The organism is Enterococcus sp. DIV0174 (assembly GCF_050529065.1).
Classification (GTDB): domain Bacteria; phylum Bacillota; class Bacilli; order Lactobacillales; family Enterococcaceae; genus Enterococcus_B; species Enterococcus_B thailandicus.
In genome coordinates, this window is record NZ_CP172881.1 from 1,231,036 (window position 1) to 1,254,832 (window position 23,797).

Below are 23,797 nucleotides of genomic sequence, written 5' to 3' on the forward strand. Positions count from 1 at the left end.
TTGAGGTGGATTTATGATAACAGAAAAAATAGCAACACATCTAGAAAAAATATACACAAGTAAGCAAGATCTCGATCAAGCGAATCAACTTTTTACTGATTTATTAGAAAAATACGCTACGAAAGAATTTACTGAAAATCCAGCAATCGATCAATCAAATGCATACCTAATCACTTATGGTGATAGTTTTCAAAATGGCAATGAAAAAGGACTAAAAGTGTTAAGGGAGGTAGTCCAGACATATCTGGATGACAGTATCACAGATGTTCATTTGCTACCTATGTTTCCATTTACCTCAGATGATGGTTTTTCTGTGACGGATTATTTAACAATCAATCGAGCGCTGGGTGATTGGGATGACATCAAAAAGTTAGCGCAGAAGAAACGTTTGATGTATGACTTTGTTGCTAACCATATGTCAGCTAAGAGTGAATGGTTCAAAAAGTTTTTAAACAATGACATAGGTTTTGAACAAAGTTTTGTTGAGTATCAAGAAGAGTTTGATACCACAAATGTTACTAGACCAAGAACTTCTCCGTTGTTCCATGAGTATTCAACTGATAAAGGAGAAAAGAAGAAGGTTTGGACCACATTTAGTGATGATCAAGTGGATGTCAATCCAAAAGATCCAATCATGTTAGCACGTTTGTCCGAAGTCTTACTTGAATATACGTTTCGTGGTGCGTCGTCCATTCGTTTAGATGCCATTGGTTTCTTATGGAAAGATTCGGGAACGACTTGTATGCATTTACCCAAAACACATGAAATCGTAAAAATGTGGCGAACACTCTTGAATCACTTTTCACCAAATACACAAATTATTACTGAAACAAATGTCCCTCACAAAGAGAACATTTCGTATCTAGGTGATGGTCATAATGAAGCGAATCAAGTGTATCAGTTTCCATTGCCGCCGTTAGTTCTGTTTTCGTTTATTCAAGAGAATACACAAAAGTTAGCTGAGTGGGCGAGCACAATCCATGCTCTTTCAGATGAAGCAACGTTCTTTAATTTTTTGGCTTCACATGATGGGATTGGGATGCGACCAGTGGAAGGAATCCTAGATGATACCGAGCGAGAAACAATTGTTGAACGAGTGTTGAACAATCAAGGGAAAGTTTCGTATAAGAGTAATCCTGATGGGTCACAAACAGTTTATGAATTGAATATCAATTATGGCGATGCGTTACGTTCGTCAGAAGATACAGATCAACTCGCAGCCAAAAAGTTGATTGCCGCACACAATATTTTGCTTTCCTTTGTAGGCGTCCCCGCAATTTATTATCATTCCATCTTTGGTTCGCGTGGGGATTTACAAGGTGTTGAGGAATCAGGTATTAATCGGCGAATCAATCGACAAAAAATTGAGACAAAACAATTAGCTACGGAATTAGACATAGATTCTTATCGCAAAACAGTTTATGAAGGAATCACGAGACTGCTGAAAGAGCGTCAGAATTATGAAGCATTTTCTCCGTATGGGGAACAGGAAGTACTACATTTAGATGAGCAAGTGTTTGCACTCAAACGAACGGCTAAAGATGGCTCTGAAATTATTTCTTTGACCAATGTAACTGGTACTGAAAAAATAGTCGAAGGCTTAAATGGAATCAATGTTCTAACTCAGACAGAAGTGGACAACAATTTTAGATTAGCACCATACGGCATTGCTTGGATCAAAGTTGGTGAACAACAATGAAGGTTCTCATAGCTATTGATAGCTTCAAAGGAAGTGCTAGCTCAATTGAACTGAATCGTGCTGTTGCTGAAAAATTGAATCAACTTGATTTTGTGGAAAGTACAACAGAAATTACGATTGCAGATGGTGGCGAAGGTACATTAGCAAGTGTTCAGCATTCTTTAAACGGGAAAATTTTAGAAATACCAACGATTGATCTAATGGGAAAACCAATCAATGCCAAAGTGCTTAGCTTTAGAGCAGAGGGAAAACGGCAGGCACTAATTGAGTCTGCTGATACGATGGGTTTGGACTTGATTAAACCAAGTGCTGAAACAGTCAAAGCTGCTTCGTCAAAAGGGCTCGGGTTACTGATTAAAGAAATAGAGCAACGTGGTTTTCAAAAAGTGATTATCACATTGGGCGGATCGGGCGTTACTGATGGTGGCTTGGGATTGCTGAAAGAATTTGGTGCGACATTTCTTGACAGGCAACAAAACGATTTAGAAGAGGGAAACTTATTACTGGATGCCAGCGAAATTGAAATTTCAACAATCAGATTCCCCAACATACCAATTATTGTGGCAAATGATGTAACCAATCCTTATTTTGGTAATCAAGGGGCATTTCAAGTGTTTTCTCAACAAAAGGGCGCAACAGCCGAACAGATACGGCAATTAGATGCAAATGCAGAAAAATTGAGTCAAACGATTCTCAAAGAATTAAACATTGATTTAGCAACTTTGCAAGGTGCAGGAGCTGCCGGCGGCTTGGGAGGAGCACTGGCTATTCTTGGAGCAAAAATGGACGCAGGATTTAAATTGGTTACGGAGTTGATTGACTTTGAAGACAGGCTGAAAACAGCAGATGTGGTGGTGACCGGCGAGGGAAGTATCGATCAACAGAGTTTGTTTGGTAAAGTACCTTTTGCTATCGCAGAACTAGCTAAGAAGTATCAGAAACCAGTGATTGCTATTTGTGGAAAAAAAAGTATAACTAATAATGAATCTTCGCCATTTTCTGGAATTTTTTCGATTCAAACAAAGCCAATTTCTTTACCGGATGCGATGGAGAAAGCAACAACCTTGAAAAATGCTGCTGAATTGGTATCTGAAATTTTTATTACTGCTTTTCAACTATCAAAAAATGGAGGAATAGGACATGGATTTAAGTAGTATTACAAATGAATCATTGATTTTTATTCATCAAAGTTGGCAAACACAAGCGGAAGTCTTCAATCACTTGATTGATGCTTTTGTTCGTAATGACATCGTTACTGATAAGGAAGCTTTTTTAGCAGCTGTCCGTGAAAGAGAGGCTATTTCTGAAACTGGAATGGAGAATGGTTTTGCTATTCCACATGGTAAATCAACAACTGTTTCAAAAGCAGCCGTAGCCATTGCTACTTTGGACAAAGCGATGCCGGCAGGAGCTTGGCCGTCAATTGACCCATCAAATCAAGTTGAGCTGATTTTCTTGCTAGCCATTCCAGACGCTGAAAAAGGACAAACTCACTTGAAAATTTTATCTGAGCTAAGCGTGAAATTAATGGATCCTGTCTTAGTAGACCAACTAAAAAAAGCAAGGACAAAAACAGAAATACTGCAATTATTATCGAATCAAAACAGCGAAATGGAGGAAGTAGTCCCAATGACAGCGAAAAACATCTTAGCTGTAACTGCGTGTGCGACCGGCATTGCCCATACTTATATGGCAGCTGAAGCATTACAAAAAGCGGCTAAAGAAAAAGGAATCACGATCCATGTAGAGAAACAAGGTGCTAATGGCATCGAAGACGGAATTACACCAGAGATGATTCAAGCTGCAGATGGCATAATTTTCGCAACGGATATTGCACCAAAAGGTAAGGAACGTTTTAAGGGGCTTCCCTATATTCAAACAAAAGTTGCAGAACCATTGAAACATGGACCTGCGATGATTGATCGATTGATTACGACACCCGACGGTAGAGTCAAAGCAGCCGACGATCTGTCTAGTAGTGATGCTAGTTATGGACCAAAAAAAGATTCCGTAATGAGTACATTGATGCAAGCAGTTATGACTGGTATTTCATACATGATTCCAATCTTAGTTGCGGCAGGTGTAATGATTGGGATTTCGCAAATTGGTGCTAGTTTCTTCGGATTGAGTAAAGAAATCGGTAACGCCGAAATGGCTACAAATGCAAATCAACTCATTGTCTTACTTCACTATATTGGGCTTACGGGAAACATGACGATGCGTTTTATGTATCCAATTTTCACAGCATTTATGGCGTATTCAATTGCTGATCGTCCAGCACTAGCTTCTGGTTTTATTGGTGGTGCATTTGCCGCAGGGTTACATCAAACTTTATGGGGTGTAGAAGGTGGCATTCCTTCTGGCTTCTTTGGCGCATTGATCTTAGGAGCAGTTTCCGGCTATGTTTGCAAATTCTTGAATGAACATGTGAAATTACACAAGAATTTACAAGCGATGAAACCAATGTTGATTATTCCTGGTCTATCCATTTTGGCAGTCTTCTTTGTCAATTATCTCTTGGTCGACCCAGTATTTGGTGGATTGAATGGTTGGCTACAGCAGATGGTTATGCAATATCAAGATTCTGGTAAAGTAGTGCTTTCAACAATCATTGCTTGCTTAACAGCGTTTGACTTAGGCGGGCCAGTGAATAAAGCAGCCGGTGCAGTTGCAATCGGAATGGCAGCTGATCAAATTTTCCCATTGACACCAAGAGTATTAGCGATCGTAATTCCACCAATCGGTATTGGTTTAGCAACTATTTTAGATAAATATATCGTTGGTCGTCGTGTATTTGATGATAATTTACGCGTAACAGGCCGAACATCATTGGTTCTTGGTTTTCTAGCAATTGGTGAAGGCGCAATTCCGTTTGCTTTGCAAAATCCATTGATCACGATTCCTATCAATATGATTGGCGCATCGATTGGGGCAGTTTTAGCTGTTGTTTTAGGAGCAGTTCAGTGGTATCCGCTTCCTGCAGTTTGGGGTTGGCCACTGGTTGAGAACTTTTGGGCATATGCTGTCGGTTTGATTGCCGGCGTTTTATTCATCGCCTTAGGAAATATCTTTATTCGATTTTATTTGATTAAGAAAAAAGAAGCGAAAAAAGCTTAAAAGTAGGGGAAACTAATGACAAAAACAGTATTCGTAGTGGCACATTCACATTGGGATCATGAGTGGTATTTCACACAAGAAGATTCCGATATTATTTTAGTAGAAAATCTTGATTATTTAATTGACACGTTAGAAAATGATCCGGCATTCACTTGCTACTCTTTTGATGGGCAATTTTCTATTGTTGAAAAATATTTGAAAATTCGTCCAGAAAATAAAGAGCGTTTGTTAGCTCTTGTCGAAAAGAAGCGCCTTTTCATTGGGCCTTGGTACACTCAGGCAGATGCATTGCTTGGGATGACTGAGTCCGTTATTCGTAATTTATTGTATGGAGTGAAATATGCAGAAAGCTTTGGCCATTCCATGAATATCGGTTATGCACCAGATATTTTTGGGCAACATGCTTATTTACCATCAATTTACTCTCGTTTTGGCATGGATTATTCCATTTTTCAACGAGGTGTTTATAACGAACAGGTTGCAAAGAACTTGAACTTTTTGTGGGAAGCTCCTAACAAAGAGACAATTAAAACAAATAATATTTTTTATGGTTACGGTCCGGGAAAATTTTTAACAACAGAAGAGAACTATGTCAATCAACGTTTATTACCTATTCTGGATGAGCTAGCAAGGAAAAATCAGGATACCAATGCTATTTTGCTGCCGGCTGGTGGTGACCAAGTCATTATCAATCAAGCGTTTCCTGAGACAGTGAAACAATTAAATGAATTAGATTCAGCATATGAATTCCTACTTAGTGATTATGAAACCTTTATGGCAGCTGCTTGGGATGATAATAATTTCCCTGACACGATTTCTGGGGAATTGCTCGCTTGTCAAAAATCACGTATTCATAATACATGTCGTTCCGAGCGTTATGATATTAAACGTTTGAATTTTGAAGTTGAGGAACTGCTGATCCATGAACTAGAACCATTATGTTTGATTGGTCAACAGCACGGAATCAAGTTCCCGCAAAATTGGTTGGATCAAATTTGGAAAAAAATCTTTGATAGTCAAGCCCACAACGGCATTGGTGCATCAAATTCGGATGATGCGAACCATGATATCGTTGTTCGCTTAACCAGTGCTTTACGTCAAGTAAAAGACTTGATCAATTTAGTCAAGCGTCAACTGGTAGGAGCTATCAGTAGCCAATTAGGAACAGAAGATGTCGTAACGTTATTTAACACAGATATCAAAACACAAACTTTTACACGTGAATTAGTCCTGTTTAGTTCAAAACCGTCTTTTGGTATCAGAACGGTGACGGGTGAAGCAATTGAATATGTAGTCAAAGAACAAATCAGTCTCGATGGAGGTAAAAGAATCATTGTGACGTCAAAAGGGGAGAAAGAAGAAGAGGTCCTTCCGTATTATCGCTCAACTATTTTGTTGAAAGACGTTTCAGTTCCTGCGATGGGATACACTACTCTCCTAATGGAGGACCAATCAGGAGTAACAATCGGTACAACGGAAAAATCAGCTACAACTTCCATTGAAAACGAGTCGTTCAAATTTAATTTTGCTGACCGCCTAGTGATTGAAAATTTACAAACGGGAGAAAGAATAGAAGACCCATTCCATTTTGATGATACTGCGGATGCAGGAGATTCTTTTGATTACTCACCGTTAAAAAGTGGTGATGAAGCAATCATCATTAGTGACTATGAGAGAGGTACTGTAACTAAGAATGACTTGTGTCAATCTGTGGAGTTAACGCATACAGTGAAATTGCCAGCAAAACTAACTGGTGAAAAACGGTCAACTGAAAAAGTAGAGTTTGTTATCCAAACGAAAGTCTCGCTTTACACAGGTGAAAACTTTATCCGAATCACTCACCAAATGAATAATCAAGTATTAGATCATCGTGTCCGTGTTAACTGGAAAACAGGTGTTACAGATTTAGCAAAACATCATGCAGATCAAGGGTATTCAGCGTTAGAACGTTTGAGTACTAATCCATATCAAGAAAATTGGCGTGAATTAGGATTTGTTGAAAAGCCAATGCCAATCTATCCATTAGAAAGTTTTGTTGCACTATCTGATGAAAAGGCACATTTTACTTTCCACACAGGAATGATAAAAGAATATCAAGTGGAACCTGAAAAAGAACGATTGTCAGTAACTTTATTCCGTAGCAATGGGTTGTTAGGTCGAGATGATCTTGCATGGCGTCCAGGACGTGCTTCTGGAATTAATAATATGGTGGTTGAAACACCAGATGGACAGATGCTGACGGAAATGTCATTTGACTATTTCGTAAGTTTTGGGGAAGGACGCTTTGATCCAACTGAAGCCTATGAAATTTCGAAAAAATTATTTACAACGCAAGATTTTTATCAAGTACAAAGCTTGAATTCTTATTTGAATCGGGTAGATCGTTTTAATATTCCACCGCTAACTAACGTTGTTCCTAGCGAAGATTCATTGCTGAAATTAGAAAATAAACAGTTGTTTATGAGTACTGCTAAAAAAGAGTGGGCAGGGGATGGGATGATTATTCGCTTGTTCAATCCAAATGAGACAGACGAAGCCATCAAATTAATGAACTTGGATCGATTTGACTCAGTTAAGGTTGTCGATTTAGCAGAAAATGTGTTGAATGATTTCGTTCAAGGACAAACTTTAGGAGCAAAAGATTTTCTAACACTTTGTCTAAAATAAGTAAGGGAGTTAAGGAATCATGACCTACGATTTAAGACCAACAATCAAGGTACAAGAACATGCTGCAGCAGCGGTCGGAATCACTGAGATTGTTGCAAGTTTAAAAGAACAGATAACTAAAAAAAACGCACAGATCATTTGTTTCGAGACATACCCGGGAATAGATCAGCAACTTTTAAATCAACTGGTGGCTGAACTTGTACCAGAGAAGGTGATTCACAGTGAAATATGTACTCGACCAAGAAAAGAAATCAATTGTGAGTTGGCAAAAGAGTTGACAGAAGATCGTGTCTTCGGCTTGATGACCCATGCAGAAATGAACGATTATTTTGATTGTTCCGCAATTACTGAAGTACAACAGGAAATCAAAGCAACAAATGGATTAGTTATCGTATGGGGTGTAGGGGCTGCTTTGGTAGCTTCTTCACCTGACATAACTGTTTATTTCGACATCACGCGTTGGGAAATCCAAAAACGATTCAGAAAAGGGTTGAACAACTGGTTGGCGGAGCCTGAAACAGATGCGCTCAAGAAATTTAAACGAGGCTATTTTTTTGAATGGCGAATTGCGGACAAACTAAAAAGTCAGTTGCGTTCACAAACGGATTTTTATATTGATGGTACAAAAAATGAAAAGTGGACAATGATTGATCGTGCGACGTACGAAACAATTCAAAAAAAAGCTGTACAGCGACCATTTCGATTAGTGCCATACTTTGATCAAAGTTCATGGGGTGGGCAATGGATGAAAGAAAAATTTGAGCTTCCAGATGAAATCCCAAATTATGGCTGGGCATTTGATGGAGTGCCAGAAGAAAACAGTTTAATTTTTGAATTAGAAAATGCGCAATATGAAATGCCGGCAATCAATCTCGTACGAAATTACCCAAGCCAACTGTTGGGTGAACGCGTATATGCTTTATTTGGCACAGAATTTCCAATCCGCTTTGACTACCTTGATACAATGGGCGGCGGAAATTTAAGCCTGCAAGTTCATCCTAAGGTGGAATACATTCAAGAAAAGTTTGGGATGGTTTATACGCAAAACGAAAGCTATTATATTTTAGATGCGAAGGAAGATGCTTCAATCTATCTTGGGCTAAAAAATAATACTGACATAGACGAGCTGTTTAACGAACTAGAAAAGGCCAGTAAAGATAGCAACTATATATTTGATGATACCAAGTATATTAATCATTTTCCTGTTCAAAAACACGACCATTTTTCGATTCCTGCAGGAACAATTCATTGTGGTGGCACAAACGCGGTTGTACTTGAAATCAGTGCTACTCCATATATCTTCACGTTTAAACTTTGGGATTGGGGTCGTTTGGGGTTAGACGGTAAACCTCGACCAATTCATTTAGAACATGGACGAAAAAATGTCGATCGTCGATTTGATGAGGATTATGTTCGAGCGAATCTTTTTTCACTAAATGAGATTCTTTCAAGCAACGAGCAAGCTCTTGTCGAAAAAACTGGGCTATGCGACTTAGAATTTATTGAGACTCGACGACATACGTTTACAGGTGAAATAAAGCTAGAAGCACATGATTCGGTAAATATGCTTTGTTTGGTTGAAGGGGAGTCCATTGAGTTATTCAGTGATGATGGTGAATTCGTTCCAATCACTATTCATTACGGTGAAACCTTTATTATTCCAGATAATTGCCAGAACGTATCCTTTAAGAATAACGGGAAAAATCCTTCAGTAGTAATTCAAGCTTTTATCAAATAAGAGAAGAGCCTATTGCAAATGCGGTAGGCTCTTCTCTTATTTACTCTGGACAAAAAAATAGTATCGGATGGAAACTATTTAGGTTTGGCATAAAATTTTTTAGGCAAACAGATGACAATCTAAGTGATTTGATCGATCATTCTTATGGTATCATAAAGAAAAACAGGAATAAGGAGAAATAATGGTTACTATCAAACAGATTGCTAAAGAATCCGGAGTCTCGAAGAGCACGGTTTCTCGTTATTTAAATAACGGATATGTTAGTGAAGCAACAGCAAAAAAAATCGAAAAAATCATCAGTAAATATAATTATTCACCTAATGAATTTGCCCGTAATCTAAAGATTCAAAAAAGTAATTTTATCGGAGTAATTTCCCCGCGATTAACTTCGCCATCAATCATGGCAATTTTGAATGGGATTGATGAGGTTGCACGGAAAAATGGATTTCAAATGCTGATTTCTAATACTGAATTGGCAATCAAACGCGAGATTGAGAGTATCTACAGTCTAGTGCAAAACAAAGTAGCTGGTATTATTTTATTGGCAACCGAAATTACGGAAGAACACATCAAAGTAGCGAATTCAATCGACGTGCCAATCTTATTTGTCGGGCAATCTAATGAAGCGGTCTATTCCGTAGACCATGACAATTATCAAGCAGGTGTGAATCTTGCTCAAGCTTTGTTGGAATATGGTCACAAAGAAGTATTATATGTCGGTGTACCAGAAAATGATTTGTCAGTCGGAATCAATCGAAAACAAGGGGTTGTGACAACTTTTCTTGAAAATGGAATCACACCTCAGATCGTTCCTTCAACTTTTTATCCAGAAGATAATTATCAGTTAGGATTAGAATTGCTACCTCAAAAGAATGCCAGTTTGATTATCTGTGCGACAGATAGTATGGCGATGGGGGTAATCAAAGCTGCAAACCAATTGAATATCGCTATTGGTGTCGAACTTTCGGTTGCTGGATTTGGCGGCTACTCCTTTGGTGAGTACCTCTATCCACCGTTAACGACAGTTGACTTTCACCATCAACTTGTCGGCGAGAAAGCAGCGTGTTTAATGATTGAGCTTTTACAAGGAAATGAGATTGCGCGACAAACAATTGTTGATACGACAATGATTATCAGAAATAGTGTATGTGCTGTTAAAAAGTAGTTGACAGCGCATACATCTGCGTGTTACGCTGTTTTTGTTATTAAGGGAACGGTTCCACAAAGGATTGAGTTTTTATTTATTATTTTTTTAAGCAAAAACGGGAACGGTTCCATAAAAATGAGGAGGAAGAACAAAATGGAAAACCGAGAGATTGCAGCAGAAGTGATTCATGCCGTTGGTGGTGCAGAAAATATTCAAAGCGTTGCGCATTGTGCAACTCGATTACGATTGATGGTCAACGATGAAAGTAAAATCGATAAAAAAAAGGTAGAAGACATTCCCAAAGTCAAAGGAGCATTTTTTAACTCCGGACAATATCAGATTATTTTTGGAACGGGAACTGTTAATAAAATTTATGACGAGGTTATCGGTTTAGGCGCTCATGAAACGTCCACAGCTGAAATGAAATCAGAAGCAACAAAAAATGCAAATCCTTTTCAACGAATGGTTCGTACGTTTGGAGATGTCTTCGTACCGATTATTCCTGTCTTAGTTGCAACTGGTTTGTTTATGGGACTCCGTGGATTGATTACTCAGCCTCAAATTTTGCAACTGTTTGGTATGACACCTGATGCAATCAATTCGGACTTTCTTTTATACACGCAAGTCTTAACTGATACAGCGTTTGCCTTTCTACCAGCTTTAGTTGCTTGGTCAACATTTAAAGTCTTTGGTGGTAGTCCAATCATTGGGATAGTTTTAGGACTAATGTTGGTTAATCCTGCTTTACCAAACGCTTATGCAGTAGCCTCTGGAGATGCTACACCGATTATGTTACTTAATTTTATTCCGATTGTGGGGTATCAAGGAACTGTTTTACCAGCCTTTATTGCCGGCATCTTGGGTTCAAAATTGGAAAAAAGATTGCATAAATCCGTACCAGATACCTTTGATTTATTAGTCACACCTTTTGTTACATTATTAGTCATGAGCTTACTATCCTTGATGGTAATTGGCCCCATTTTTCATTCTTTTGAAACGGTGGTCTTGAATGGCACAGAATTTGTTTTGGCTTTACCATTTGGTTTAGCTGGTTTGATTATTGGTTTTTTAAATCAATTAATCGTCGTAACTGGTGTACATCACATCTTTAATTTCTTAGAAGTCCAGCTATTGGCAAATACAGGTGTGAACCCATTTAATGCAATTATTACTTGTTCTATTGCAGCACAAGGTGGCGCAACTTTAGCGGTTGGCTTCAAAACGAAATCGAAAAAATTAAAGGCATTATGTTTTCCTTCTGCTTTATCAGCCTTTTTAGGTATAACAGAACCTGCAATCTTCGGGGTAAATTTACGTTATGTAAAACCATTTATCATGGGGCTGATTGGTGGCGCTGTGGGTGGTTTTGCAGCTAGTTTGTTGCAATTGGCTGGTACTGGAATGGCAATTACAGTTATTCCGGGAACGTTGCTTTATTTAAACGGTCAATTATTGCCTTATTTATTTGTAAATATCTTAGCAATCAGTGTAGCTTTTGTCTTGACGTACTTGTTTGGCTACCAAGAAAAAATGGAAGAAGAGCTAGAACAAGCATAGACAATTGGCTTTAGTAAGGAAGTGAAAGTTAGATGTTAGATGGTAGAGTAAAGGACAGCCGTTATCCATTGAGTTTCCATTGTACACCAGAAGAAGGGTTACTGAATGATCCCAATGGATTGATTGAATATCAAGGAGCGTATCATCTCTTTTATCAATGGAATTCCAAAGACTGCTCACATGATTATAAATCCTGGGGACATGTTGTTTCTCAGGACATGATTCACTGGAAACGTTTGCCAGTGGCATTGGTTCCTAGCGAGCCTTATGACAAAGACGGAATTTATTCTGGATCAGCGATTGAAAAAGATGGCAAATTATACTTATTCTATACTGGAAATGTGATTAACCCTGATAGAAGTCGAAGTAGTTTTCAGTGTTGGGCAGTTTCAGAAAACGGTGTAGATTTTAAAAAATTAGGCCCGCTTTTTGAACATCCGCAAGGGTATACACGTCATGTGCGTGATCCAAAAGTCTGGTTTGATAATGAAACACATCGATGGCGTTTAGTGCTCGGGGCTCAAACTTTAGCAGAGCAAGGAACAATTCTCTGTTACTCGTCCGCTGACTTTAAAAAATGGCAATTTGATGGCGAACTTTTTGATTCAAATGAAATGGATAAGATCTCTCAGAGAGGCTACATGTGGGAATGCCCTGATCTTTTTCAGGTGGATGGTCAAGAACTCTTACTTTATTCGCCACAAGGATTGACGGCGGAGAGAGAACAGTATCAAAATATTCATCAAACGGTCTATCTGCCACTGACGAAAGAATGGCAGATTGCTTCAGAAAATGAGTTGGTAGAAATGGATTGGGGATTTGAATTTTATGCACCTCAAACGTTTGAAACAGCTGATGAACGACGCATACTCTATGGTTGGATGGGCGTAATGCCACCTGAAAAGGAACAAGCACAACCAACAGTTGCAGAAAAGTGGGTGCATTGTTTAACGATTCCTCGTGAATTGAACTTCCATGAAGGTCGGCTTTATCAAAGACCCATCCGAGAATTACAACAGTTGCGCGGAGAAGAGTCTACTTTTGGGTTGATGGGAGACTGGAAATGTCCTTTGGCGAAATTTGGTTCAGAAATTCTTATGACCTTTGACTCTTTTGCTGAAGATTTCCAAGTAGAAGTAACGACTGGTTTTTCTTTACTATTTGATGCTAAAAAATCGCTGATGGAATTGAGTCGAACGAATTGGGAAGACGGCAAAAAAGAATTTCGTCATTACCATTTAGATGAACCATTGAAAGAAATTCAGTTGATGATTGATGGATCCGCTGTAGAAATTTTTGTAAACCATGGAGTAGCAGTAGCTTCAGCCCGTTTTTTCGCCCTTGAGAAACCATTACTCAAATATAATGGAAAGAATCAAGGACGTGGTGTGCATTTCAGCTTGCTTGATTGCCGTTAAAAGAAAAGGGATTGGGACAAAACGAAAAATCCAGTTGTTCTTAACACATTTTTCAATTCAAAAAAGCCTAAAATCACCGTTTTCAAAAACGAAGTTTAGGCTTTTTTTCTATTTAGACTATTTTTGCCCCAGCCCCTTTTTGTGTGAAGTGAGGATGTTCTTTAAGAGGTAGTAGTTGAAATTTTAGCGCGAATGGTAATTCCTGGTTGGCTTTTTATTCGTATGATTGCACTTAAATATACTGGGGAATTTTTGTACATAACTGGGTATGATGAGTATTAGAAGTGAATGACGATGATTTAGAAAAATTTATTTTTATGCGAGGAAATTGTTCCTTATGATTTGTACTATATGTGAAATCAAAAATGTTGATGATGAAGATATGTTGAATTTGGGAGAGCTCTTTTATGTGAAGCGTTATATTTTGAGAAAGTCAGTTAACTTAATAGAAAAAAGAACTAGTTCCATCGAGTGTATTCATCAAAATAATGATTGATTTCGTTTTTTTATAGGAGAGAATAGGACAAGATAGTGAAGTGTGTGCTAATAGTGTTCTTGAAAAGTACTAGCGTAGGTGGTGGAGAAATGGAAGAAATCGAAAATGAACTTTTTTATCAACGATTAAAAAAACGTGATGATGATGCATTCGATTATCTAATTACAGCTTATAGTAAATTATTATGGGCAGTGGGTGCTCGCAGTGGTGTTCATAATAACATGGATCTGGAAGAAATAATCAGTGATGTTTTCTTACGATTTTGGCAAGATCCTGAAAAATTTAATCCAGAAAAAGGTAGTCTGAAAACTTATTTGTGTATTATGACAAAGAGTATGACCAGAAATAAATGGCAAAAAGTCCAAAAATTTAAACAAGAACCATTGACGGAAATAAATGAAGATGCACAACAACTGATTAGTGATGAACTTGATGAGAAAGAAGCATGGCAAGAACTGTATAACTTGATTTTGACGTTTGACGAGCCCACACGTCAATTATTGTTTTGGCGAATCTTTTGTGATTTATCTCCTCTGGAAATCGCAGAGCGCACAAAACTCACGAGTAAAGAAATTGATAATTATTTGTATCGAGGGCGTAAAAAGCTTCGTCACTTAGTGAATGAAAATTCTTTTTTTAGAGAGGTGGAAAATAGATGAAAAAAGATCCTTTAGAATATTTAACTGAAGAACAGTTAGATGAATTACTGAAATGTACTGATCAACCCTTTCACGAAAAAAATAAAAAAGAAATAAAGAATAAATTTGTAACAAAAAAGAATATGTTTAGAAAAAAGAGACAACAAAAAAGACGTTGGATAATTGGTGGATCAACGGCAGCATTAGGTTTACTATTAGTAGGATTTACTTTTCGAGATGATTTGTCGTTAGCTTATAAAAAAAGGTTTGGTACAGATACAGAAATCTTATTGTTAAATTCAGATAAGCTAAGTCAAGAAGTAACGGATCAAGGATTACGGCTAAAAGCTGTTGCCTCTTTTAAAGATGGGAATAATCAATACTTGGTTAGCCAACTAACTGATTTAACTGGTGATCGGCTAGCAAAAGATACAGTCATCGAGGATTGGGAAATGTTTAGTGGTGGGAATACCCAAGTGGTCAATTATGACGAAGGAACGAAAACTGCTACATTAGTTACCAGCGCGATTGGTGCAGAGACTACGCCAATTTCCGGGTTTCAAATCCGTTCTTTTGCAAGTCAAGAAAAAAACTTTATAAAAACTTTTACTCCAAAATGGGAAGAAATAGTAAAACCAGCTAAAACTTGGATTGATTTAACAAAACAAGAAAGCCAAGGTGGTGGATTTGATGAAAAAGAAGCCAAAAAACTAGGCGTTACTTGGGACGAGATAATCAAGGAAGGATTAAAACCATTGGAGGTCAATGAAAAATTAGACCGAAATTTTACGATTTCCAATATTGCTTACAAAGATAATTTATTACATGTCCAACTAAAAATACCAAATGAACCTAAGATGGCAGCTGTTTTTCCAAGTTTGGCTATTGGTGAAAAAGAAATAGAATCAATCGTAGACTTTAGTATTGATGAGGGGACGCATAATAATCAAACTGGCAGATCTGATTATCAAGAATATGTTTTTGCTATTTCAGAAGCAGACTTAACTCAAGCAAAACTTCTTTTAAACGGGTGGAATTGGGGTGTCTATCAAGAAGGGAATTGGCTGATACAATTGAAAGAGGCGAAAGAATTACCAATCACCAATTTGCCTGATCAAGAAATCGATGGGGCAACGGATAAAGTATTCTTAGAAAATATTACTTTATCGCCGCTGGCACTAGACTTTGACTATACGGGGAGTTTAATCAATGTTCCGATTATATTGACTTATAAAGATGGGACAACTTTCAGATTAGATGAAGACAGGAGCCATTTCCAAGAAGGCAAAAAAATGCATTCTCGTTATGAATTTGGATTAAAAGATAACGAAGAAATCCAATCAATTAAAATTGGAGCGAGTGAATTAAGTTTAGATTCCAAGGACTCAGCAACTTCTGAAGAGAAGTAAAGAAAAATTAATGTGAAAAAGTGTTAATTAGCGAACTACTAATTGGCACTCGGATCAATTGTTCCTTAAATAATTCAACTAGCTCAGGCTAACTACGAAAAATTTTTTCAAAATAAAAGGTGCTTTCAAATGTCTAACTTTTGAAAATTGAAGGCACTTTTTTATGTATGTTCCAGCTCCTTTTCCTGTCAGTTAATGAGTGTGCTTTGGAGCGTAGTAAGGAATAATAGAAGATACAAACGCTACGGCTAAAGAATGGTTCTCCCAGCTTTTATTTTAAAAATGAAGACTGGGAGATTTTTTTGTGTTCAGACAGGAGTTGCTTGAAAAAGATAGGAGTGAACAGTTTCAGCTTTATCTACAAAGAATATAGTTACCATATAAATGAGTCTTCCGGGAATGCACGTTAAACGTGTGCTTACTTAAATAAATGATAAACTTTTGGTCGTAACAGGCATGTACTGAACGTTTTCTTGTTGCCAAATTGTATTCCGTGCTACAATTTCTTTAGTAATTTTTTGATAAAGGGGTCATGAAAGATGTTAGGGAAAAAGGATAAACAAAAAAAGAAACAGCTTGAGGTAACAAATGAAAAGAAACGGAATGAAGTAGCTGAGTTGGATACACAGGAAGAACAAGAAGAATTTCAATCGTTCTTTAATGATGTGTTGAAACAATTTCCAAGTAAAATCTCTACTGCCATCATGAAATCTTTTGATAGTACAAAGACTAAAGCATTAAAGTTGACGGCTGCTAGTCGAAGTCGTTTCGATGGCGTTTTTGATGAATTTTTGACAGATGTCGATCAAGAAACTCGTAAAAAATGTCATACAACGGTTCATGTGGCATCCTTAACAGCAGCAATCATTGGTTTATCACCTATTCCGTTTTCCGACGCGTTTTTATTAGTTCCAGTACAGTTAACGATGATGGCACGTTTACATAAAATATTTGGACAATCTTGGTCGGAAAGTTTGGGTAAAAGTTTGACTAAAGAACTGGTAGTTGTCAGCTTTGGCCGTAGTGCAGTAGGCAATATCTTAAAATTTATTCCGGTAGTTGGAACAATTAGTGGTGGTGCGGTCAATGCGGTGGTTGCGATGGCAATTACAGAATCTCTTGGCTGGGTGACGGTCAAAATGCTGAATGATGGGGAAGATATCTTTGATCAAGTAATGTCGTTTAAAGGCCAGTTTGATACTTTGTTCAAGGCGATTCAAGGAGTAAATAAGAAAAAATAGCCAGAAGAGGTTGTGGCTCCAAGCGTCCAGCTTCGAAATAATAAAGAACAACTGACAAAAATAGCCTTTCATGTTTTTGAACAGTTGAGAATTATTTCGAGAAGTTGCTTGGTGAGCACCGTAGATAAAGGTTGTGGCTCCAAGCGTTCAGCTTCGAAAAAATAAAGAATAACTGACAAAAATAGCCTTTCATGTTTTTGAACAGTTGAGAATTATTTCGAGAAGTTGCTTGGTGAGCACCGTAGATAGAGGTTGTGGCCCCAAGCGTCCAGCTTCGAAAAGAAAAGACTATGTCAATATTTTTTGTCATAGTCTTTTTTTCTCAATTGGAGAATAATCGAAACAATCGCTAAATAAATTTGATTTTTGGAGATCATCCGGTTCAAGAGATGAGTAATCAACTTGGAAGACAAATCTGACCGAGAAATTACCAATTACATAATGATAGTTATATTATTCTTTCAATAGTGTTAGCTCTTACATTCTCGATTCAATGTTTACTTGAACTAAAATGAATTATTATTTGAATAGATCAACTATAGGAGGAAGTAAGCCATTGAAAAAAATATTTATTACACTTACTTTAGCGTTAGCAAGTCTTTTTGTTATGTCAGGATGTCAGTTTTATGATAGAGAATTAAAAAAAGAAGTCTACTATACAAAAATCACGACAACTCCTGAAAAACAAACAGATAAAGAAGGTAGCTCATATTTTGAGTATAATCAAGTATTTGTCAATAAAAATGGTGAGAAAATCGACTTAGAAATGAAAGAATATCGAAATAAACCATTAAAAAAAGACGCCTATTTGAAAGCAAAAGTAACAAAAAGTGACGGAGTGAAAAGTTGGGAAGAGGTAGAAAAGAGTAAGGTTCCTGACAAAGCTTTAGATACTATAGAGAAAAATGAACCTTGAATTAGCTATTCAATGAAACATTTAGGACTAATTTCTGATTGATAAATGACCTAAAACTAAGTTAGTTATCTCTTATTTTTTGAGATAGAGCTGACTTAGTTTTTTTAAAATTCTCCTCATTCAAAATAAAGAGAGTTAAACATTTTTTTGTCAACAGTTATTGAAGTATCAATAAAATGATTCATTTGCCATTCTTGTGTACGAGCGGCAGTCTTGTTTAAATCGTGTACCCAAGTGGGATAAATTCGCATCGCGATTTTCCCATTTGAAGTTTTGCTTTTGAGAATCCCTTTTTTTAGTAACACCTCTTTCGGAAAAATAAATTGCCCGGATAGTTGTCCGTCAAGAATAGTAATAATCAGTTTGTCGGGGCTATTTTCGTATAAGAATGGTTGATTTTTATCAGTAATGTCCTTTTCCCAGAACGCAACAAAATAGCCTTTTTTCTTGGGGGTTGATTTGGCGAGTCGACTACGAAATGTGTGGGTATTTATTGAAAAAGTTGTACCTTCATACTCTTCATTTTGTCTTTCATAGTGAAGATTTTCAAAAGAAAAGTTATTCAATTTTTCAGTGATGAAACACAAAGATTTATACAACGGTGGTCCTCCCTAAATGTTTTTGTAACTGAAATTCTCTCATAGAGGGAAAGGCATTACAATGTTAATGCCTCGAGTGTAACTTTTATTTTTTCTTTCGCTCACCAAGGAAAATGACGTATCATTAATTAAATAAAAACTAGTATCAGCAAATGGATTCACAAGAAGACCGATTCAGGAGCTTAAAAAATCAACGGTTATCAAACTGAAACCAGATTCAAAGTCCTTTATTCGTTAGTTAATTCAAGAAAAAATGAATGAAACTAGCATTAATGAACGGCAAAAAAGAAGGTGATGAATTTGGTTTGAATAAAGAAAAATGATTCAGGTAAAATAACTCAAAACGATTTTAAAGGTAGAAAAGAAGTGAGTAAATAAAAAACATTTAAAAAGAAAGGGCTTGCATTTGTGTTCAGGCACAGTTACAATCTGTTTGTAATTATTAATTACGTATCAATATACAAAAAAATGTACATTCATTTAGGAGGACTTTTGATGAAAAAAATCGTAGTAGGTGGCCAAATTGATAAAAGTGAAGTGAAAGAATTAGTTGAAAAATTCAGTGATGGAAAGTACGAAATCACTGTGAAAAGTGATTTGGATGCAGCGATGGCTGTAAAAAATGGTCAAGCCGACTATTATGTGGGGGCTTGCAATACTGGTGGTGGTGGAGCATTAGCAATGGCGTTAGCTTTATTAGGTCATGACAATTGTGTAACCGTTTCAATGCCAGGGAAAGTAATGGCTGAAGAAGAAATTCGCGAGAATGTTCGTTCTGGTAAACAAGCGTTTGGCTTTACTGCCCAACACAAAGAAGTAGTTGTGCCAATCATTATGGATGAATTAAAAAAACAATAGAATGATCGTGGGGGAAAGAAGATGGATTCGTCAAGAATAATTGAATTAATTGCTATCGCATCATTGGGTGGTTTATGTGCGGTATTAGCGAACAAGGGAATTGCTGTCTTTAATGATGGCTTGCGCCCAATCGTACCAGAGTTTTTAGAGGGAAAAATTGGGAAAAAAGAAATTGCTGCGACAAGTTTTGCGTTAAGTTTTGGTTTGGTTATCGGATTTGGGATACCAGTGTCGATTGGTGCATCAATTTTATTAGTTCATAGTGTGTTATTGATGACAGATATTATCGGCTCTTGGGCACCCGAAGGAAAAACAGGCGTAATCATTTCGGCAGTGGTGGGTGCACTTTATGGGGTTGGTTTAGTTTTAGGACTTCAAGCGGTCGTTGATTTATTCGCGATGATGCCGGTCAACTTTATGGATGCACTTTCTTCGGTCGGGGCACCTGTAGTCATTTCCTTTAGTATTTTCCCGGCAGTAGCGATTACAAGCCAACATGGATTTAAAAAAGGCGCAATCTCTTTTGGTGCGACATTATTAACTTTATTTGTTGTTAAACGTTTCGGTACATTCAACTTAGGAAATGGAGCAACTTTGACGCTTAGCGCAGAAGGTATGTCTTTACTTGTCGGAATGATTTTTATGATTGTTTACGCAATTCAGGTCAAGAGTGATGGTAGTAATTCAAACGAAAGTTTAGTCAGTGTCTTTTTGGAACGTGTGAATCGTATCAAGAAAAATTGGATTTGGCTATCCATTACAGGTGGTTCTGTAGCGGCTGCGACTAGTTTAATGATTATCGCTGGTGATCCAATTTCATTGAATTTACTTTCTGAAGGAAAAATGAGTGAAGCAGCTTTAGCCGCATTTGCTAGAGGAATTGGCTTTATTCCATTGGTTTTCTCAACAGCAATCGTTACCGGCGTTTATAGTCCGGCTGGAACAACTTTTGTTTTTGTAGCAGGAATATTATTACATGATAAGCCAATCCTTGCGTTTATCGTTGGTGCGTTATTGATGTTTGTCGAAGTACAACTTTTGACATTGATGGCAAAAGCTTTGGATAAATTCCCGGGAATTCGCGAAATGGGTGAATACATTCGAACAGCAATGAACAAAGTTTTAGAGGTTGCTTTACTAATTGGTGGGGCAATGGCATCCGAACAAATTGCTCCCGGCATTGGCTATTTCTGGGTGATTGGCTTGATGCTGTTGAACAGAAAAGCAAAAAAACCAGTAGTAGAGTTAGCAGTTGGTCCAATTGCCGCAATTAGTTTAGGCGTGATTGTTAATATTCTTTACTTACTTGGTCTATTTGTGCCAGTCGTTGCAAATTAGGAGGAATCAGATTAGATGTTACTTGATGGAATTACTTATATGCATGAGCACACGACAATTGATTTGTCTCGCTTAAAGAATATTGATGATACAAATCTGAATTGTTTTGAAGAAACTGTTTCAGAATACAAAAAATTGTATAATAAAGGTGTACGCAATATCGTGGACGTGACCAATATGGATATGAAAAGAAATCCAGCGTATGTACAAAAGGTTGCGGAATTATCTGGAATAAATGTCGTTCAAGCAACGGGTTTTTATCAAGATAAATTTCTTCCAGAATTTGTCACTGATGCAACGATTGATGAGTTGACAGAATTTATGGTGAATGAAATTGAACACGGAATTGCAGGCACTTCAATCAAAGCACAAATTATTGGTGAGATAGGAACAAGTAAAAACTTGATGACTACACGTGAACAAAAAGTTTTTACCGCTTCAGTCATCGCACAAGAACAAACCAATGTTCCGATTACGACCCATACAACATTAGGAACTTATGGTCATGAGCAAGTAGCTTTTTTTAAAGAGCAACATGCGAATTTAGAAAAAATCGTTATTGGTCATGTAGACTTAACAGGAGATATTAATTATATTTTGGAGATGTTGGATCAAGGAGTCTATGTTGAGTTCGATACGGTTGGCAAAGAAAACTATCAGCCAGATTTAGTCAGAGCCAAAATGTTAAAAGAAATCGAAAGACGAGGATACGAAGACAAAGTGTTTCTTTCAATGGATATTACTCGCAAATCAAATTTAACCTATCAGGGTGGAATTGGTTATTCCTACTTGTTGGATCAATTTGTTCCATTGGCACTTGAAAATGGGGTTTCTGAACAATTCATCCAGAAGATGCTACGTTTCAATCCTCAAACCTTTATGAAATAGGAGTGAAACTTAATGGAAACATTTCCTTTACCAAGTTTATCGCTTGATGAAGCGATGGAGCTACAATTCAAACTAGTTGAAGCTGTGACCAATCATTTTTCTGGCGCTGAGATCTTGACTCGTGGAGATCTTGGAGTAGTGAAAGGCTTGAATCAGCCAAAAACAACGAATAAAGTTGAAAAAGTTCTTGCAGAATTTTTCGAAGCAGAAGCTGCAATGCTGGTTCGCGGATCAGGAACGAATGCGATTCGACTTGCACTTCACGCGAGTGTGGGTACGGGGAAAACGTTGCTCGTTCACGATGCACCTGTTTACCCGACAACACAAGTTTCAATTGATATGCTAGGAATTAAGCTAGTATATGCTGATTTTAATGACTGGGTTAACGTTGAAGCAGCATTAAAAGAAAACCAAATAGATGGTATATTAATTCAAGTAACACGACAAAAGATGGCTGATTCCTATGATCTGCGTACATTGATTACCCAAATTCGTTCGCTGGATCAAAAAGTGAAGATTCTAACGGATGATAATTATGCTGCTTTAAAAACGAATGGCATTGGGTGCCAATTCGGTGGCAACTTAGCTTGTTTTTCGACATTCAAATTATTAGGCCCCGAAGGAATTGGCTGTATTGTCGGTGAAAAGTCACTGATTGACCAACTGAAAACTGAAAATTATTCAGGTGGTGGACAAGTTCAAGGTCACGAAGCAATTGATGTAATAAGAGGAATGGTTTACGCACCTGTTTCATTAGCCATTTCCGCTCAAGTAGGTGAAGAAGTCTGCCAACGAATCAATCAACAAGAAGTTGTCGGATTGAAAGAGGCATTTGTCGTTAATGCACAATCGAAAGTAGTCGTAGTGAAGCTAGCAAGTCCCATTGCAAAAAAGGTCATTGAATCAGCAACCCAATATGGTGCCTTGCCAAATCCAGTTGGAGCAGAGTCAAAATATGAATTTGCCCCGTTGATTTACCGTGTATCAGGTACTTTTAGGAAGGCTGATCCAGATGCAGAAGACACCATGATCCGTATCAATCCAAATCGAGCAGGAGCAGAAACGATTATCCGTATTTTGAAAAAAGCAATGGCTAGTGTTCAACAGTAAGGAGTTTACTATGGGAGAAGAATTTTTAAAGAAAAAAGGAATTATCGTGAATTTTTTAGCTTCTGATTTATTACAGAAGAAAAAGGGTGATCGAGTACCGAGCGTGACTGACTATCAAACCAAATATGAAGTAGCACGAGGGACGATTCAAAATGCGTTGTCTTTCTTAAAGGACAGAGAAGCAATCAAAGTAAAAAGTCATGGACACCTTGGTACCTTCATTGAAGAAATCAACTATAGCATTTTACAGGAGTATGCGTTGTCCGATACGATTTTAGGAACGATGACATTACCGTATTCGAGACTGTATGAAGGTTTAGCGACGGGTATTTACGATGTGTTTAAAGAAAATAATATCAAATTAAATCTCGCCTATATCCGTGGTTCGAAAGAAAGAGTACGTTCAATCGTTAATAAAACCTATCGCTTTGCAGTTATTTCAAAATTTGCGGCAGAGCAAGCAATCTCAACAGGTGAACCAATTGAGATTAGTCTGGACTTCGGGAGCCGTTCTTACTTAAGCAAACATGTTCTCTTGTTCCGAGATAAGAATCAAAACCAAATCGAAAAAAATATGAAGATTGCTATTGATTATAGCTCAATTGACCAACAATTATTAACCAAATCTATTATTAAAGACGAGCAAGTCGAATACGTTGAAATGCAAGGACATCAGATTATCTCTGCACTACAAAATGGTCAAATCGATGCGGGAATCTGGAATTACGATGAAATACGTGATAAAAATCATCAGGGATTACATCATGTTTTATTGGAAGACAGCCAGATGGAAAGAGATATGAGCACTTCTGTCATCATTACACATGTAGATGACGCTTCAATGAATGCTTTTTTCCAGAAAAGTGTAGACAAAGAAAAAATCTTGTCCATTCAAAAAGATGTTTGTGCTGGAAAAATCATTCCACAATACTAATTCTTCTTACTAAAAAAAGCATCAAAA

General features: G+C 37.3%; 18 protein-coding genes. 17 read left to right on the top strand and 1 reads right to left on the bottom strand.

What is annotated here, in order from left to right; genetic code table 11:
* The first annotated feature begins 13 nt into the window (after positions 1-13).
* The 12 genes from IGJ93_RS05950 (at position 14) to IGJ93_RS06005 (ending at position 18,043) form a co-directional block, all read left to right on the top strand.
* On the top strand, positions 14-1,699 hold the full coding sequence (locus IGJ93_RS05950; RefSeq protein WP_067481852.1) for a sugar phosphorylase: 1,686 nt from the start codon (positions 14-16) through the stop codon (positions 1,697-1,699).
* Positions 1,696-2,853 (top strand): glycerate kinase family protein, encoded by a 1,158-nt coding sequence (locus tag IGJ93_RS05955; RefSeq protein ID WP_218658230.1) that lies wholly within the window; start codon positions 1,696-1,698, stop codon positions 2,851-2,853. The genes IGJ93_RS05950 and IGJ93_RS05955 overlap by 4 nt, the downstream gene beginning before the upstream one ends.
* Positions 2,840-4,816, top strand: coding sequence for a fructose-specific PTS transporter subunit EIIC (locus IGJ93_RS05960; protein WP_430597033.1), 1,977 nt, complete (start codon positions 2,840-2,842; stop codon positions 4,814-4,816). The genes IGJ93_RS05955 and IGJ93_RS05960 overlap by 14 nt, the downstream gene beginning before the upstream one ends.
* 15 nt (positions 4,817-4,831) lie before the next feature.
* A complete protein-coding gene (locus tag IGJ93_RS05965) occupies positions 4,832-7,483 on the top strand; it encodes a glycoside hydrolase family 38 C-terminal domain-containing protein (RefSeq protein WP_430597034.1) in 2,652 nt (883 codons plus the stop codon).
* Between the two features lie 19 nt (positions 7,484-7,502).
* Complete coding sequence (locus tag IGJ93_RS05970; RefSeq protein WP_430597035.1) at positions 7,503-9,221, top strand: class I mannose-6-phosphate isomerase; 1,719 nt, start codon at positions 7,503-7,505, stop codon at positions 9,219-9,221.
* Positions 9,222-9,402: 181 nt separating this feature from the next.
* Positions 9,403-10,386, top strand: a complete 984-nt coding sequence (locus IGJ93_RS05975) for a LacI family DNA-binding transcriptional regulator (RefSeq protein WP_270344537.1) — start codon at positions 9,403-9,405, stop codon at positions 10,384-10,386.
* A gap of 135 nt (positions 10,387-10,521) precedes the next feature.
* A complete protein-coding gene (locus IGJ93_RS05980) occupies positions 10,522-11,925 on the top strand; it encodes a sucrose-specific PTS transporter subunit IIBC (RefSeq protein WP_067481864.1) in 1,404 nt (467 codons plus the stop codon).
* A gap of 32 nt (positions 11,926-11,957) precedes the next feature.
* Positions 11,958-13,343, top strand: a complete 1,386-nt coding sequence (locus IGJ93_RS05985) for a glycoside hydrolase family 32 protein (RefSeq protein ID WP_086270966.1) — start codon at positions 11,958-11,960, stop codon at positions 13,341-13,343.
* Between the two features lie 585 nt (positions 13,344-13,928).
* The gene (locus IGJ93_RS05990; RefSeq protein WP_270660058.1) at positions 13,929-14,498 is read left to right on the top strand and encodes an RNA polymerase sigma factor; all 570 of its coding nucleotides are present in this window, start codon (positions 13,929-13,931) and stop codon (positions 14,496-14,498) included.
* The gene (locus tag IGJ93_RS05995) at positions 14,495-15,886 is read left to right on the top strand and encodes a hypothetical protein (protein WP_284590719.1); all 1,392 of its coding nucleotides are present in this window, start codon (positions 14,495-14,497) and stop codon (positions 15,884-15,886) included. Before IGJ93_RS05990 ends, IGJ93_RS05995 begins: the two co-directional genes overlap by 4 nt.
* 539 nt (positions 15,887-16,425) lie before the next feature.
* Positions 16,426-17,127, top strand: a complete 702-nt coding sequence (locus IGJ93_RS06000; protein WP_284590720.1) for a YcjF family protein — start codon at positions 16,426-16,428, stop codon at positions 17,125-17,127.
* Positions 17,128-17,683: 556 nt separating this feature from the next.
* A complete protein-coding gene (locus IGJ93_RS06005) occupies positions 17,684-18,043 on the top strand; it encodes a YxeA family protein (protein ID WP_067481871.1) in 360 nt (119 codons plus the stop codon).
* A 116-nt stretch (positions 18,044-18,159) separates the two neighbouring features.
* On the opposite strand, the gene IGJ93_RS06010 is transcribed toward IGJ93_RS06005, so the two are convergent.
* Positions 18,160-18,642, bottom strand: coding sequence for a MepB family protein (locus IGJ93_RS06010; protein ID WP_284591132.1), 483 nt, complete (start codon positions 18,640-18,642; stop codon positions 18,160-18,162).
* A 495-nt stretch (positions 18,643-19,137) separates the two neighbouring features.
* On the opposite strand from IGJ93_RS06010, the gene IGJ93_RS06015 reads away from it, so the two are divergent.
* Genes IGJ93_RS06015 through yhfZ form a run of 5 tightly spaced genes read left to right on the top strand, consistent with a single transcriptional unit; the run spans position 19,138 to position 23,770 of the window.
* Positions 19,138-19,500 carry a DUF2620 domain-containing protein gene (locus IGJ93_RS06015; protein WP_071868314.1) on the top strand — a complete coding sequence of 121 codons (363 nt, stop codon included), beginning with the start codon at positions 19,138-19,140 and terminating at the stop codon, positions 19,498-19,500.
* Positions 19,501-19,521: 21 nt separating this feature from the next.
* Positions 19,522-20,838 carry a YhfT family protein gene (locus IGJ93_RS06020; RefSeq protein WP_071868315.1) on the top strand — a complete coding sequence of 439 codons (1,317 nt, stop codon included), beginning with the start codon at positions 19,522-19,524 and terminating at the stop codon, positions 20,836-20,838.
* Positions 20,839-20,853: 15 nt separating this feature from the next.
* Positions 20,854-21,726 (top strand): phosphotriesterase family protein, encoded by an 873-nt coding sequence (locus IGJ93_RS06025; RefSeq protein ID WP_430597036.1) that lies wholly within the window; start codon positions 20,854-20,856, stop codon positions 21,724-21,726.
* Positions 21,727-21,738: 12 nt separating this feature from the next.
* Positions 21,739-22,836, top strand: coding sequence for an aminotransferase class I/II-fold pyridoxal phosphate-dependent enzyme (locus IGJ93_RS06030; RefSeq protein ID WP_284591134.1), 1,098 nt, complete (start codon positions 21,739-21,741; stop codon positions 22,834-22,836).
* A 10-nt stretch (positions 22,837-22,846) separates the two neighbouring features.
* Positions 22,847-23,770 (top strand): GntR family transcriptional regulator YhfZ, encoded by a 924-nt coding sequence (gene yhfZ, locus IGJ93_RS06035; RefSeq protein WP_284591135.1) that lies wholly within the window; start codon positions 22,847-22,849, stop codon positions 23,768-23,770.
* Positions 23,771-23,797: the final 27 nt, after the last annotated feature.

What these genes read in the sequence shown, in the direction of transcription:
- IGJ93_RS05950 (WP_067481852.1), top strand. Translation starts at nt 14, where the DNA reads ATGATAACAGAAAAAATAGCAACACATCTAGAAAAAATATACACAAGT.
- IGJ93_RS05955 (WP_218658230.1), top strand. Translation starts at nt 1,696, where the DNA reads ATGAAGGTTCTCATAGCTATTGATAGCTTCAAAGGAAGTGCTAGCTCA.
- IGJ93_RS05960 (WP_430597033.1), top strand. Translation starts at nt 2,840, where the DNA reads ATGGATTTAAGTAGTATTACAAATGAATCATTGATTTTTATTCATCAA.
- IGJ93_RS05965 (WP_430597034.1), top strand. Translation starts at nt 4,832, where the DNA reads ATGACAAAAACAGTATTCGTAGTGGCACATTCACATTGGGATCATGAG.
- IGJ93_RS05970 (WP_430597035.1), top strand. Translation starts at nt 7,503, where the DNA reads ATGACCTACGATTTAAGACCAACAATCAAGGTACAAGAACATGCTGCA.
- IGJ93_RS05975 (WP_270344537.1), top strand. Translation starts at nt 9,403, where the DNA reads ATGGTTACTATCAAACAGATTGCTAAAGAATCCGGAGTCTCGAAGAGC.
- IGJ93_RS05980 (WP_067481864.1), top strand. Translation starts at nt 10,522, where the DNA reads ATGGAAAACCGAGAGATTGCAGCAGAAGTGATTCATGCCGTTGGTGGT.
- IGJ93_RS05985 (WP_086270966.1), top strand. Translation starts at nt 11,958, where the DNA reads ATGTTAGATGGTAGAGTAAAGGACAGCCGTTATCCATTGAGTTTCCAT.
- IGJ93_RS05990 (WP_270660058.1), top strand. Translation starts at nt 13,929, where the DNA reads ATGGAAGAAATCGAAAATGAACTTTTTTATCAACGATTAAAAAAACGT.
- IGJ93_RS05995 (WP_284590719.1), top strand. Translation starts at nt 14,495, where the DNA reads ATGAAAAAAGATCCTTTAGAATATTTAACTGAAGAACAGTTAGATGAA.
- IGJ93_RS06000 (WP_284590720.1), top strand. Translation starts at nt 16,426, where the DNA reads ATGTTAGGGAAAAAGGATAAACAAAAAAAGAAACAGCTTGAGGTAACA.
- IGJ93_RS06015 (WP_071868314.1), top strand. Translation starts at nt 19,138, where the DNA reads ATGAAAAAAATCGTAGTAGGTGGCCAAATTGATAAAAGTGAAGTGAAA.
- IGJ93_RS06020 (WP_071868315.1), top strand. Translation starts at nt 19,522, where the DNA reads ATGGATTCGTCAAGAATAATTGAATTAATTGCTATCGCATCATTGGGT.
- IGJ93_RS06025 (WP_430597036.1), top strand. Translation starts at nt 20,854, where the DNA reads ATGTTACTTGATGGAATTACTTATATGCATGAGCACACGACAATTGAT.
- IGJ93_RS06030 (WP_284591134.1), top strand. Translation starts at nt 21,739, where the DNA reads ATGGAAACATTTCCTTTACCAAGTTTATCGCTTGATGAAGCGATGGAG.
- yhfZ (WP_284591135.1), top strand. Translation starts at nt 22,847, where the DNA reads ATGGGAGAAGAATTTTTAAAGAAAAAAGGAATTATCGTGAATTTTTTA.